The 14,887-nt window shown below is 37.4% G+C and carries 10 protein-coding genes and 1 pseudogene; 6 read left to right on the top strand and 5 right to left on the bottom strand.

What is annotated here, in order from left to right; all coding sequences use genetic code 11:
• The first annotated feature begins 619 nt into the window (after nt 1-619).
• The 6 genes from F580_RS0106795 to F580_RS0106770 all read left to right on the top strand — a co-directional run bounded on the left by F580_RS0106795 (nt 620) and on the right by F580_RS0106770 (nt 7,039).
• The gene (locus F580_RS0106795; protein ID WP_019026953.1) at nt 620-2,761 is read left to right on the top strand and encodes a tetratricopeptide repeat protein; all 2,142 of its coding nucleotides are present in this window, start codon (nt 620-622) and stop codon (nt 2,759-2,761) included.
• A gap of 624 nt (nt 2,762-3,385) precedes the next feature.
• A complete protein-coding gene (locus tag F580_RS0106790; protein WP_019026952.1) occupies nt 3,386-4,129 on the top strand; it encodes a hypothetical protein in 744 nt (247 codons plus the stop codon).
• A gap of 764 nt (nt 4,130-4,893) precedes the next feature.
• Complete coding sequence (locus tag F580_RS0106785; protein WP_157443026.1) at nt 4,894-5,397, top strand: P-loop NTPase family protein; 504 nt, start codon at nt 4,894-4,896, stop codon at nt 5,395-5,397.
• Between the two features lie 104 nt (nt 5,398-5,501).
• The gene (locus F580_RS0106780; RefSeq protein ID WP_019026950.1) at nt 5,502-6,053 is read left to right on the top strand and encodes a GNAT family N-acetyltransferase; all 552 of its coding nucleotides are present in this window, start codon (nt 5,502-5,504) and stop codon (nt 6,051-6,053) included.
• A 140-nt stretch (nt 6,054-6,193) separates the two neighbouring features.
• Nucleotides 6,194-6,577 (top strand): hypothetical protein, encoded by a 384-nt coding sequence (locus tag F580_RS0106775; RefSeq protein WP_019026949.1) that lies wholly within the window; start codon nt 6,194-6,196, stop codon nt 6,575-6,577.
• Between the two features lie 57 nt (nt 6,578-6,634).
• Complete coding sequence (locus tag F580_RS0106770; protein ID WP_019026948.1) at nt 6,635-7,039, top strand: GFA family protein; 405 nt, start codon at nt 6,635-6,637, stop codon at nt 7,037-7,039.
• 434 nt (nt 7,040-7,473) lie between these two features.
• Here the strand turns inward: F580_RS0106770 and F580_RS27295 are convergent.
• The 5 genes and pseudogenes from F580_RS27295 to F580_RS0106750 all read right to left on the bottom strand — a co-directional run.
• Nucleotides 7,474-7,602: pseudogene (locus F580_RS27295) on the bottom strand (tryptophan 7-halogenase); the annotation flags it as partial.
• A 55-nt stretch (nt 7,603-7,657) separates the two neighbouring features.
• On the bottom strand, nt 7,658-9,148 hold the full coding sequence (gene nhaC, locus F580_RS0106765) for a Na+/H+ antiporter NhaC (RefSeq protein WP_019026947.1): 1,491 nt from the start codon (nt 9,146-9,148) through the stop codon (nt 7,658-7,660).
• A gap of 73 nt (nt 9,149-9,221) precedes the next feature.
• The gene (locus F580_RS0106760) at nt 9,222-10,382 is read right to left on the bottom strand and encodes a saccharopine dehydrogenase family protein (RefSeq protein WP_019026946.1); all 1,161 of its coding nucleotides are present in this window, start codon (nt 10,380-10,382) and stop codon (nt 9,222-9,224) included.
• Nucleotides 10,383-10,566: 184 nt separating this feature from the next.
• Nucleotides 10,567-11,634, bottom strand: a complete 1,068-nt coding sequence (locus tag F580_RS0106755; protein ID WP_019026945.1) for a saccharopine dehydrogenase — start codon at nt 11,632-11,634, stop codon at nt 10,567-10,569.
• A 99-nt stretch (nt 11,635-11,733) separates the two neighbouring features.
• On the bottom strand, nt 11,734-14,451 hold the full coding sequence (locus F580_RS0106750; RefSeq protein WP_157443025.1) for a TonB-dependent receptor: 2,718 nt from the start codon (nt 14,449-14,451) through the stop codon (nt 11,734-11,736).
• Nucleotides 14,452-14,887 lie beyond the last annotated feature (436 nt).

The following is a 14,887-nucleotide window of genomic DNA, read 5'->3' as shown; positions in this document are numbered from 1 at the left end:
GCCGTCAGTAGTATTTATAATTCAAAGTGCTCATTACTTTATTTTTTATGCTGGTATTTCAATCTCGCTTGTCTTTTCTAGTTCTTTATCAGAAAATTCACATGTGTGAGATCCTATTTATTTCGACATTTTTTCTAGAATGATTAGGCTTTGCAAATGGCTGATTTTTAATTAAAAATAAAGATAATTCAAGAATATAAAGTTAATCTAAAAAGCTGAGTAATCACATATAAATAGGCTTAGATGTGAAAATCACCTCTATCCTTACCATAAGATATATTAACTTTTGTGTTACTAACGGCAATTTTTTTCGGATCAGTTGCCGTTAGAAAAGCAAACTGACCCAGCTCTAGCAGTCTGAAAGTCAATAACCTGAGATGTCAGCTACCCTTGCCGCCCATCAGGAGCTTACATTGGGATGACTTCAAAGTGCGTTAAGGGGAAATAAGTGACTTACTTTTTATAAGGTCAGCTTTAGCCCTGATTACCATCAGTGGTTGAATCGTTGTTTTACAGTTTAATCGCTTGCGGCATCAACGCCTTTTTCATTTGATATTTAAACAGTAAAGTACTAGGTTGGTTATATAGGATAAATAACAACCAACAAGAAGGATTATTCTTGTCTAGCTCGCTATTCAAAGAACTCAAACGGCGTAACGTCTACAAAGTGGGAGTTGCATACCTTGTGCTAGCTTGGGTGGTAATACAAGTTTCATCTGTAGCAGTTCCTGCACTTCATTTACCTGAATGGATTAATACCGCAGTATTTTTATTTGGTGCTTTTGGTTTTCCGTTCGCATTATTTTTTTCTTGGCAATTTGAATTGACTCCCAATGGTGTTAAACGAGAGTCTGAAATTCTCCCTGAAGATTCGGTAACTGCTCATACCGGTCGTAAACTGGATTTCATTATCATAGGCTTACTTGTACTTGTTGCTGGTTATTTTATCTATGAAAGTCGCTTTACCTCATCTTCAGAAAATGTAGTTATCACTGATATCCCTCAAAGTATCACTAATAAACCCCAAGGTTCATCTATTGCCGTATTACCTTTTGTGAATATGTCCTCCGACAAAGAACAGGAATACTTCTCAGATGGTATATCTGAAGAAATACTCAATGTTTTGGCAAAGGTACCTAACCTACATGTTACTTCACGTTCATCAGCCTTTTTCTATAAGAATACTAAGATAAATATTGCTGAAGTTGCTGCTAAATTGGGTGTGAAAAACATTCTTGAAGGTAGTGTTAGAAAATCTGGAAACCGAATACGTATCACGGCACAATTAATTGAAGCAAGCAGTGACAAACACCTATGGTCTGAAACGTATGATAGAGAGTTAACCGACATTTTTGCCATTCAAGATGAAATATCGGCTGCCATTGTCACTGCCCTAAAAGCTAAACTGGGCCTAGATACAAAAGTCGCCGTAAGAGACATGAGTAATATTAATCTTAACGCTCATAATGAATATTTAAAAGGCCGGTTTTATATCGAAAATCGCAATAAGGCTGACATTGAAAAAGCGCTTGCACACTTTGAGAAATCGGTAGAGCTTGCTCCTGAATACGCACAAGGTTGGATGGGAAAAGCTTGGGCTATTCATTTTCTCGGTGAAGATACTTACGGAAATCTTCCAAGGCAAGAATCCGCAAATAGAGCAAGGTCTGCTATTGAAATGGCTTTACAGCTTAACGCTAAGTTACCTGAAGTACATGCCATCATGGGGTTGATTGAAACTGGTAGCTTTAATTGGGATAAGGCTATTATTCATTACAAGAAAGCCATCGAATTAAATCCCAATTATGCAGATGTTTATACTTGGTATGGGCAACTATTAGAGGACCAACCCATACGGCGGTTGGCATTATACAAAAAAGCGGTGCAGCTCAGTCCTATGTCTATGGTTGTCAATAAAACCTATGCCGAAGAGCTTATGTTTTACGGACGAATTGATGAAGCTAAAGCTATTTACCAATACATGTTAACCGTCAACGATTCTCATAGTTTTCCTTACTCTGTATTAGGAATGTTCAGGCTTATCGAAGGTAAATATGCAGAAGCAATTATTGCCTTTGAAAGACAAATAAAAAATTCAACGGGTAACATTTCCGCAAGGTTTAATGCGGTAAATTCTTTAGCAACAATTGGGCTAGGTGAGCAAGCGGCAAGTTATATTGATGGCACAATCGCCGACCCAATTAAATACTGGTATAGAGGTAATGATGAGCTATATATACAAGAGGTTAGAGCAGTATTTCCTCTTAGTGGCGATGACGCTAGAGGAAATTGGGTTAGGGCTAGGGCAGAAGTTAATGCTGAAAACTATAGGGCAGCGAACAAGTATTTTGAATTATCCGATATGAGTAACACCAGTAACTTACGAATATATAGCTACCAACAAACCGGCGATACAAAGAAGGCTAAAGCGTTATTGGAGCAAGTTAAAGCAAACTTGAAATTATCGATTGAGGCAGATGCAAAATATTATAACAACAAAAATCTTATCCAACCTATAGGATTAAGAGTAATGGAAATTGCGGTTCTCGAAGGAGATATTGACTTAGCTATCTCTGAACTAATGAAAGCAATGAAAAAAAATTATATTGTTCATTATGATTATCAAAAAAGAATAATATACCAAAAACTTAGAGAACATCCTGATTGGCCAACCATCATTACAGAATCGAATAGACGAGCGTCAGTACAACGAGAAATTTATTTAAAACTAGTTGCTGAAGAAAATAAAACTGCCCACTAAATATGTAATTTAACGGTGTTAATGTGATTTTATTTATGTCTGGAGTTACTCAAAAATAGCACCGTAACCATCCAAAATATTTGATGATGTTAGCTTCGGCAATGGAGGTAAAAGTTAGCGTACTGAGATAGGCTGCCAATGGCAGCAATGTTGTCTTACCCCTGCCACACAAACGAGAAAAATATTAAGGTAATATGCCTTAAATATTATAATGGTTTAATACGGCTTTCTTTTTAACTAAGAATAGAGCGTGTTGCACTGACCATTTGAAATCACCGCGCATTGCTGATATTAGCCTTAGTCTCACTAACAGCAACTCATCCGACAAAGCAATCGTTAGGTTTTAGTGAACTGTAATGACAACTTCTCGCTAACCGCTGAAATAGAAGGTTTTGTCCTAAAGTGAACAGACCATTAATATGGTTTAAGATAATCACTGAGCATTTATAAAAATCAAAGGGCATTCTGGTAACCTCTGCTTAACATGATTTTATGAGGAATTCACAGGTGCTTATTATGATTACTTTGCTCTTATGAATACTTTCATGGAAATTAGCCTCTAGCTAATTAATAACTTCTGATTATAATAAAAAATATACTTTTTATTTTTAAACTTGCTTATTAATGTCTTTCTCAATTAAATTTCTTCTTATTATCTATTATATTTTATATTCTTTTCAATCTAGTGCAGAGAAAATATTAGCCGTAGATTATTTAGTTTACCCCCCTTATCAAATAGAAACAGGAGGGTTAACCAAAGACTTCATTGAGTTATTGGTAAAAGCTGATCTAGACATAGATATTGAGTATATAAAGGTAACAAAAGCGCGCCTTAAAATATTAATTGCTCAAGGAGTACCAATAATTATTCCATTCGCTAATCCTTATTGGTTTGATAAAAATTCAAAATTAATTAGCTCAAAAAAATTGTTACAAGAGAAAGCCTACATTATTTCGCATCAAAAAATAAAACTTGATGCGGAAGATCTTCGACCGGAGTTGCTAGATGGGAAATTAACCTTCTTAGGTAAAATAGGTTACAAGTATTTTGTAATCGATAAATTAGTTAAAGAAAATAAAATATTAAGATATTCCTGCGATAATAAAAATCTTTGCTTGCAGATGCTTGAAGCTCATAGAGGCGATTTCACCGTGATGGCTAAGCCTATTTATGAGAATTATATAACGTCGTTAGCACTGGATACTAATAAGTTTTATACGAGTAAAAACTCTTTGTACACACAAGATAGATTTGTTTTGATGGGGAATATTTCACAGCATTCAGAACATAAAATAAATAAATTCATTAGTTCTTTAAAAGTAAATTCTAATTGGCAGAATTTACTTGTTCAGTATCATGTAGATTAAACTATGTTTTCATTTTGACTAAATTGTATACCGGTAAAACGGTACGGTTTTTTTTCCTATTGTGCATGAACCATCAATATGATCGTAGATAACCATCTAACAATATTAGTACTATCAATATAAAATAATAAGTGTATTAATATTAATACGTTATTACATTTTTTTAATTAACATTGTGTTTAATTGATGCTTTATCGTTTAGTTAAGTTCTGGTAACTTTTCCACGAAAATTAGCAATATCTTTGAGATATTTCACCTCCATATTTAGCTGTAAACTATCAAGTTTTATTTAGTTTTTAAGTGGGGAAACAGAGTCTTAGATGCTTTATGTCCGCTCTAAGCCGCCGTTAGTAACTTAAAGCGAATGTCCGTAATGTGGTGACAGTGAGTCTTAGCTAGTAATCAAATGACCAATGAAATACAGGTCACCGTTAGGATTTCTCTGTGCCAAAGGAAACATTAACCATAAATTATTTTCTATAAATTTTCTCATGAATAAGTCATGTCATGTTACTGATAAGTTCTAACAATCCGACCCCCATCTACTGTACTTATAATTCATTGATATTATGAGTAATTATATTAAATTCTCTGTTGGATATTACTGCGACTTATCAGTAATATCCAAGTTATAACAAAAACAACTGTTTTTAGTTTATAAAGCGTTGAAACTATGGGATATTAATGTGAATTAAATATGTATTATGGGGCGGATTGTACTGAGAATCCTCCATAATAAGGATTAGGCATCAATGGAGTCACTCGTGCAGTATCGTAAAATTCACATCATTGGTGGCCCAGGTAGTGGTAAAACTTTTAGTGCTACCAAACTTCAAACATTAACAACTTTGAATGCTTATGATCTTGATAAAGTATTTTGGGAACAAAATGAAAATGCTTATGTTCGATCTAGTGAGGAATCTAGAACTGAAAAGTTAAATCAAGTTCTGTCTCAAGAAAACTGGATCATTGAGGGGGTTTATTACAAATGGTTGGCAGATTCTTTTCGTGATGCTGACCTTATCGTTATTCTTAATCCACCTGTTTTACTTAGGCAATGGCGAATATTTAAACGTTTCCTTAAGCGAAAATTCATTTTAGGTCAATTCCGTAAAGAGTCACTAAGCTCTTTTATGGAAATGTATTGGTGGAATCAAAAATTCGATAACGATAATATGGTTCGTATATTAGATTTTTTAACCGAATACAATAACAAAATTATTTTTTGCAAAAATCACAATGAACTATGGCATAAAATCAATGCCTAATTACACGCCCTGAGGTGGACAAATAACAGTTGGCTAGTTCCGCTTCGCTTCACATTTTAGCCAACTACAATTTGCCGCTTAACGTGACGTTATGAGTACTAAATTTGACTATTAATCTCCGTCCGCTAAATAAAAATGACGATAACTACTCGAAGGTTATTGATCTGTATCAGAAAGCGTTTACCACCGTTCAACGTATTCCCACGTGGGTCCTTAGATTTAAACTAAGAAAAGGTAAGGTAGGCTTTAACGTTCTTTATGCAGATGATACTTGGATTGGCCTTATTTATACCACTGAGTTTAAAGACATAGTATTGGTGCACTTTTTAGCTATATCGGAATCTATACGATCAGGTGGATATGGAAGTAAAGTAATGGATTCAATGAAAGTTACGCACTCCGGAAAAAGAATTGTACTGAATATTGAAAAACTTGATGAGCAAGAAAAAAACTACCCGCAAAGGGTCAAGCGTAAAGCTTTTTATGTGAAAAATGGTTTTATTCCATCAGGTTATATGGTGAAAGAACCTGGAGAAAAACTTGAGATGCTTATATTTGGCGGCAGTATCAGTAAAGAAGAGATTGAAGCAATGTACAAGAATCTCTTTGGTAGCATTATTGGCTTCTTACTAAGGCCTAAAGTCATAAAAATATGAAGTGACACCTCTGCTACGTACTTCATAACAAGCAGTTAAATAAGGATAAAACACAATCGACTGTGTTTCGTTCCTCAGAAATTTTAGCCAACAATTTCGTGCCGCTTTGGAAGGGCTTATGTGGTTTCAAGGAGATAAAGTTGAAGACGTTAATATTTATTTTAGTGCTACTACTATCTAGTTGTGATAATGATTCTAAATCTGTGCCCACCGAACAGGATTTAATTATCTCGACCGTCGACATTAATGGCGATGCTTACCCTATTTTAGAAGTTGTTTGGTGGTATGAATCAACCCCTGATGTACTGTATAACTTGGTGTGCGATACGGACTTATGTCATACGTGGCAATTCCCCCAAGACATTGAAGGTGCTATATTTATTTCAGGAAGTAACTCAGTTATATTTGAAAATGATGAATTTTGTTTCGAGGTATTTAGTGGACAAAGCGAATTTTATATTGCTGCCAACATGCAACAAGAATTAACCATAGAAATACTTTATATTGGTGCTGTTTGTAGTTAACCAACTATAAGGTTTTTCAACTCGGACAAAAAACAGCGTTATAGCTAAGGAGTAAATATGGCAATTACAGGTGAATGTTTCTGTGGAGAAGTAAAATACCGGATTGACGGTAAACTTCATGATGCTAGGTCATGCCATTGTTCTCGTTGTCGCAAAGCATTTAGCTCACAAGCATCGGCTTACGCCGTAGTTGAGGCTAAAGATTTTCACTGGGTATCAGGAGAAAACTTACTTACATCGTATGTAGGTGATCATGGATTCGGTCTCCAATTTTGTAACAAGTGCGGTTCAACTCTCAGTGGTGTTTATAAAGGGGTAGTTCACGGAATTACTCTTGGATGCGTTAATGGAGATCCAGATATTAAACTTGGTCGACATATATATGTTGGTTCAAAAGCATCTTGGGAAGTAATAGCTGAAGGTGTTCCGCAATATGATAAAGCTCCTCCAGAAAAGGCCTAACAACACGCTCTGAGATGGACAACAAGTAAAAACTAGCGATTTAATGCCAATTGCATTAGTGGCGATCCTCTTCGTTTCAGTGCACCTAAATACTTTGATTGGTCATATGGCGTATGGTTTTTCCGGCAGCTAAATACAATTCGAAGCCACTTGAAAGCTAGTGTGCTAATGATGCTATTATGCGGTTTTCCTTTGCTTTTCTGCTACTCATAATAAGCTTTTTCCCAACATGAATGACCTCTCGAAAAACCAACCCATTCAACAAAGGTTTGCCTCAAAAACTTTTGACAACTGTACCGGCTAATGTGGCCACATTTTCTTGCCACTACGTTCCATCACGGGTGCAATAGCAGCGTGTTTTTTCAGTTAAGAGGCATCATTATAACCTTATCTATTACTGTCAAAGGCCTCCAATAAACGGAGTGAAAGTTGTGGCCCACTCCAATGACATTGACATCAGGAGATTCAATTAAGGTGACTTTGATGCCATTTTCCGATTGACTATTATGCCTCGCAGCAAAACTACTAGCCGTTATCCACCCTGCACTACCACCACCGACAATAACGAGCTATTTTAATGTTCTTGTCATAAACTATTATGACATTGCAAGGTGTTGACTAGCTGACTTGTTTTACCGAAGCGGGTAAATCTACCAAGTTATCTTTAGTTTTTACCAACAATAATTTCACTTTAAAGCCCGCAAAAGCACAAATAATACCGATAATAGGCGACAACCAGTTAAAGAAACAAAACACCGCATATTCTAACGGGTTGATCAGTAATACTGAATGCATATAGGCACCACAAGTATTCCAAGGGATCAGTGGCGAGGTCACGGTACCACCATCTTCTAAAGCACGAGATAAATTTTCTGGCGCTAAATTTCGACGTTTGTACTCATCTTTAAACATTCTGCCTGGCATAACAATCGCAATATATTGGTCTGCGGCAATGCAGTTGGTGCCAAACGCGGTAACAATAGTGGTAGTTATCAGTGAACCAACACTTTTAGTGACCCCCATTAAACTTTCAACCACACGCTTTAATAGACCTACTCTTTCCATGATAGAGCCAAAGGTCATGGCAGAAATGATTAACCAAATAGTATTAAGCATTGAGCCCATACCGCCACCACTTAATAAATCATCTATCACTTTATTGCCGGTATTAAGTGAAACGCCAGCGTACATCACTTGCCAAACCACCATGATGTTTGCTTCAATTGCCGACAACCCTTCATTAGCGTATGAGAGAATCAAATCTTGTTGAAATAGCACGGCCATAATAGCGCCGGCAATAGCACCAATACCAATCGCAGGAAAAGCAGGGATTTTTTTAACCGCTAAAAATAAGGTAATGGCCAGTGGCAAAAGCAAATACCAAGCAATAAAAAACTCGGCTTCTAAACTCAGCAACAGTTGCTCAACTTGGCTGTTAGTGGTTTGTTCAGTCGGATTAAGGCCTAAGAAAAAGAATAAGATTAAAGCAATAACAAAACTGGGTACTGTACTCCACAACATGTTTTTAATATGAACAAACAATTCCGTGCCAGCAATGGCGGGAGCAAGGTTGGTGGTATCAGAGAGCGGCGATAACTTATCACCAAAGTAGGCGCCACTAATAATCGCTCCCGCGGTAATAGCACCCGAGGCACCTATGCCGGAAGAAATCCCCATTAAGGCCACGCCTATGGTAGCTGCCACTGTCCAACTGCTACCAATGCAAAGCGCGACTACTGCACAAATCACACAACAACTGACATAAAAATACTGTGGGTCTAAAATCTGCAAACCGAAATAAATCATGGTTGGCACAGTTCCCGCTAATAACCAGGTACCGATAAGTGAGCCCACGGCCAATAAAATTAATATGGCTCCTAGGGTTAAACTGATACCTTTGATGATGCCTTCTTCTATCTCTTGACGTTTATAACCATTTTTCAAACCTATAAGGCTTGCCACACCAGCGCACAACAGTAGTGCTATTTGGTTAGGTCCAGATGATGAGTCATCGCCAAAAAAGTAAACGGCAAGGAATAGTAAAAAAAGTAATAGTATAATAGGGAGCAAGGCATCAAATAACGTTGGTTTTTGTTTTTTTTCTATCATGTTTATCCTTGGTTTATTTTGAGTCGCTGGAAATAAAAACGGCGATTAAATAAAATTTAATCGCCGTTTTTGTTTATTTCTCTAAATGATTATGATGCCCTATCGAATCGCCATTAGCCCTTAGCGCTGAAAGCCATTGGTTAATGCGTTCAGGCTCTTCTGGCGCGGCACTTACACCAGTAGGTATTTCATTATTGAGCACTGACTCAATAGCTAAACTCACTGGCAACGACACTAAACGAGCCATTGCTTGTCCTTGCGCGTTTCCTTGGCTATCAAGATGATAACTTTGATGCCAAACCACTTTGCCTGCTTGGCGAACTTCTAGCTCGACACACATCACTACACGATCGACTTCACCTTTGTCATAAAGGTATTTTTTCTCAAGCTCGCGACTAATTTCTACTAAACGCTCTTCGCCACTACTGCCTTCTAAGGTGGCTATTTCGTCAAATAATGGTTGCCATGCTGTCGACCAACCATTGAGGCGTAACGTGCCACGGACAAACTCTTGCACATCCCAATCATCTTGAAAATTATATTGTTTAATAAAAGGCAATGAGTCTCTGTTGGGATATGCTTGAAACGTTTCACAATGATTCGATAACTGTGCTTTATACTCGCTTAATGCTTCCCATGGCGCACTTGACGTTTTAACCATACCATCTGCTTGCCATTTAGCTTTTGAACGCAATGCTTTCAAAACACCTAAAGGTGACCAGCTAAATTTATATTTAAAATCATTGGCTACCTTAGGGAAACCACCACAGTAAGAGCGGAAGTAATGTTGGTTTTTAGGTGAAAATTGCGCACTATTTTGGTAACTATCAACCAGTAAATGCGCTAATAAATGATCAATGCCTGGATCTAACCCCACTTCATTGACGAAACATAGGTTCAAGTCTTTTGCTGGTGAATTTAATTCAGCCATTTCTGCTGCTATATAGCTGCTAGAAACAAAGTGAGCTTTATGTTTCAAGCAAAACTGCGCCACGGTTAAATGCAGAGTGGCTGGCAACATAGAAACCAGTACATCACCGGGTTTTACGATTTCAGTTAATACCTCCCAATCTAGTTCACGTACATCAATCTGAACCTTATCATTTTTCAATGCTTGTTCAGCTTTCGACAAGCTACGATTCCAGACAATAAGTGGTGTTGTTTTGTTTGCTAATGCGATAATACCAGGTGCAGACGATAGCCCTGCTCCTAGCCAATGTATTGTATTTGTCATGTTCTTCCTTTATAGATTCATATACCAATTAAACTAAGTAAGCGATCATTTTTAAATGGTCTAAATACCCAATAACTTCGTTGCTTTCAATCCCAATAGCCAGCTATTGGGATTGAAAGCGCCTTGTTCTTGAACATTTATTCTCATTGCTTATTTCAAAATGACAGCTGTAACCTTAATTAATTCAAATGGTATTAGTTTTGCTTTTAAATAGAGCGAGTGCTGTAGGCCAAACGCCTTGAGATTTATCATCAAGGGTTAATAAATGTGTTAATAACTGTTCGCCATAGTCTTCACTGCTTTCTTTAGGTAAAAGTGAAGGCAGGTGATCAATAGCGATGAGATCGAGCACCTTAGTATGCTCAATACGTAAACAAGGTGCTTTAAAGGTAGTACATTGCTGATAAATGGGTAATGGATTGTAACTACCGTAAGGATCACAACTTACATCAACTATAACCGATAATTCGCGCTCTTTTTTGCTCAGCAGTTTTTTGGTAATAAAAGGCGGTAGGTCTTTATTAATTAACACACAATTAATAAAGATATCTGCGTGGATAACTTCCTCAAAAGGACCACCTTTTTTAGTTTCCTCTAAGTCCCATTCCAGTACTGCCAGTGAAAGTGCTTTAGCTAAATCAACCGCACCTTTACCACTACGTCCTTTAGCACCAATCACTAATAATTGCGGCTTACTGGCTAATTGATTAAGCGCTTGTTCAATATCATCAAGCAGTTGCTGTTTATCTTTATAAGATGAAATATCGGCTAATGGAGGCGTGATTTTTTGTTGCTGATTGACCCACGCCAACACCGATAATGCTGCGCCAGCAAAACCGGCCCAATAACCAAAGGCAGCAACTCTTCGTTGCTGTGCATCAACTAAGTATTCTAAATCAAATAGTTCTCCGCCTCCGGTTTTAAACCGTGACAATAGAGCCTGCCATCCAGCTTGCTCTTTATAGGCATGAGCGAAGTAAATATGTTGATGGATTAGTGGGAAATTATCTTCAGGTAATTCTTTTAATCCCAAAATAATTGCGTCTGTCGGCGCATCAACCCAACTACCTTGGGCAACTAATTCAGCATTAACTGCTTGGTATAAATCTTGATGAAAGATATTTTGAGTTGAACACTCAACCGTCACTTTAAAGCCAGCATCAATTAATGCTTTAGCGCCTTGGGGAGAAAGTGCTGTACGTTGCTCGTGGGGTTTTGTTTCAGCTCTAAGCCAAATATGTACCTTGCTCATAATATAAATTTTCTGTTCGTCATAATGAAAAAAGGAGCGCTAATCGGTAACGGCCGAATTAACGCTCAATATTTTGGTGAAATTAATTTTATCTGTTAGTTAGAATGAACCTCGAATACCAACCGAGTAACGAGGACCTGTCTCAGTTATGTCTAAATACTGATTATCATATTTTGCAGTAGTGATATAAAGTTCATTGGTAATATTTATGCCTTCAAAGAAAACCGTTAAGTGTTCGTTTACGTCATAACTACCACTAATATCCACTTGAGCATAATCCTCAACATAGTGACCATCGCGCCAAGATTGCGGTTTAGATTGCATAAAGCGATCACGTTGGTTCCACGCTACACGTAGTTGCACCGCATCTTTTTCATAGAACAATATCAAGTTAGCTGAATCGCTTAAACCAATTAATGGTAAAGATGTTTCACCATCATCAGCCGTTGATTTACTATCGACAAAGGTTTTATTGGCGATAATACCTAGACCATCAAAAGGTGCAGGTAAGCTTGTGAACATATGCTGAACTGCAATTTCATAACCTTCAATATCTGCTTGATTTGAATTGACCGGACGAGAGATTTTATAGTCATAAGTGCCGCTTGGCACAACAACAACTTCATCAACTTCATCGTAATCTAAGTAACCATCAACGTCTTTAGTGAACATAGCAATGGCGGCATAACTTCCTTCGCCATAGTACCACTCTAGACCTAAATCTAAATTGTTCGATTCAAATGGCATTAATTTAGGGTTAGAACCCCAGCCAGTTAAATGGTTAACATCACCACCGTTGTAACCTGATTCAGGTGACATCGCATCAAGTTCTGGACGAGTGATACTTTTCGAATAGGCAAAACGTGCAATTAAATCATCAACAATCTCAATTTTAGCATTAACGCTAGGTAACCAATTGTCATACTTATGTTTAATGGTGATAGGCGTATAATCATCACCTTCAATAGCATTAACAAAACCCGGTTTCCCGACAGACGGCTCTAAATCTAATAACGGAATAGCAAAACCATTTGAGGTACTGCTCGTTTCAACATAACGCATACCTGCGGTAATTGACCAGGGCATATTTGCGATGTCACCATCAAAATAGGCATCAGTATAAAAAGCCAATAACGCTTCATTAACTTCATAAGTCCATGGTACTTGATGCATGGTAAAACCATCATTTTCATCAATTAATTCTTGAGTATAAGCCGGGTCATCCATTTGTGCGACAACACCCGCTGACGTTAGATAATCAAAGAAGTCTTCTGAATCAAATGAAAGCCAAGATTGCTCGGGGTTACCACTACCGCCAGATAAAAAGCCATCGGCATCATAAGTTGTAAACATGTCTTCTGGTAAAATTATTGCGGTACTGTTATCGCCCCATAACCATGGCATTGGACGAGTAGTACGCTCTGATTTATTTGATAATGTTCGGTCTGATGACATAATGCCGAAGCCAATTTTTGATAACGGCCCTGCATCTATAATCCATTCAGCATCAATTTTAATTTCTAGTACTTCATCTTTTCGAACCGAACCAAAACGCTCTCCCCAACCAGCTTTTAAACCACTTGCTGAGCTATCACGATCAAAAGTTAATTCCGGTAACTGGTCACCTGAACTACGATCATAGGTATAATCACCTGGTCTTGAGGCAACCGTATCTGTTGAACCTGCTTTAGGATCAGACTCGGCTTCAGAATAGCTGACATCAAAATTTAAATTTAAAACATCAGTTGCATTCCAGTCAGCATTGAAGCCAAGCGCAATTAATTCGTTACTAGTTTGAGATTGGCGTACCATAACATCACTGTTACTGCCTTTGCCCATAGAGAGTTTTACCAAAGTGCCATTTTCGTCTAATTGGACATCAGTTAACTGACCTTTAGAGAACCAATGGGCTAAAATATCTTGGCGATAATCAACCTCATACTTCGAATAAAGTGCATCAACCGTAAACGCGAGATTGTCTGTCGGTTTATACTGCAACACCACGTTAGCATTATCACGTGTTCTTTCTTCCGTTTGAGCTATTTGATCGTAGTTTTGTGGGAAATAGATATCATCATAATAAGTACCGTCATCCATTGTTAAGTCGGTATGCCAATAATAGGCAGTATTGGCACTATCATAACGGCTTTTACGCTCATTATGAGCAAAAGAAAACAACACGCCAAACTTATCGTCATCAAAGGTATTACTAATTAACCCTGAAAATTGCGGTGCTGTTTCACCTGTCATTTCATCATACTGTGCTTTTACTGTGCCTGTAGCTTTAAAGCCAGGAATATCAAAAGGTCTAAAGGTTGTTATATTAACGGTTGCGCCAATAGCTCCCTCTTGTAGATTGGATGATTGGGTTTTATATACTTCGGCACCGCTGATAAGTTCTGATGCTAGGATATCAAAACTGAATGCTCGGCCGCCACTGGTTGTTGCTAACGTACGACGATTTAGCAATACCGAGGTAAACTCAGGTCCCATGCCACGTACGGTAATAAGTTGACCTTCACCACCTTTACGATCTATTGAAACACCCGTAATTCGCTGTAGAGATTCTGCCACGTTCTGATCGGGAAATTTACCAATATCTTCTGAAGTAATCACATCAACTATGGTGTTGGCATCCATTTTTATATCTTTGGATTTGATCAAGCTGCCACGTATACCGCTAATAGTGATCACTTCAACCGCATCTTCCTGTACATCTTTCTTTACCACTTCCTCCGCACTAACGGCTGAGCTTACTCCTAGGTTTAGCATAACAAGCATTGACAAATAACTAAGCTTTGGCTTTTTATTCTGCATTTCAGACTCTCCCATGACGATGTTACCTGCTGCTAACTCGTCAATATATGTTTTATGTTTTATGTTTTTTGGCCGTTTTTTTAAACAGCTCCATTCACACTATAATCATAAAAATATTAATTACAACATTTATCATACAAATAATAACAAATTATTTGTATTATAAATAATATTAGTGTGAAATATCAAAAAAGTGCCCTACTATTAGCAGTTAAAGCGTACTTCTTAGTTAAAAAGCACCAAATTATGATGAAATATTATTGGCCATTAACAGCTATGATTAACGCAAGGTGCAATAACAGGCACGCTTATCGGCCAGTTAGGAGTCAGCAAAGCACCGCAATAGACGTCAGCGATTTTTTCGTTTCAATTGATAGCTTTGATTACCCTGCTTTAATAACCTATCTAAAGTCTGTAGCCTTTCTATAAACTGTAG

Source organism: Colwellia piezophila ATCC BAA-637, assembly GCF_000378625.1.
Classification (GTDB): Bacteria; Pseudomonadota; Gammaproteobacteria; order Enterobacterales; family Alteromonadaceae; genus Colwellia; species Colwellia piezophila.
This window is presented reverse-complemented; position numbering and strand designations above follow the sequence as displayed.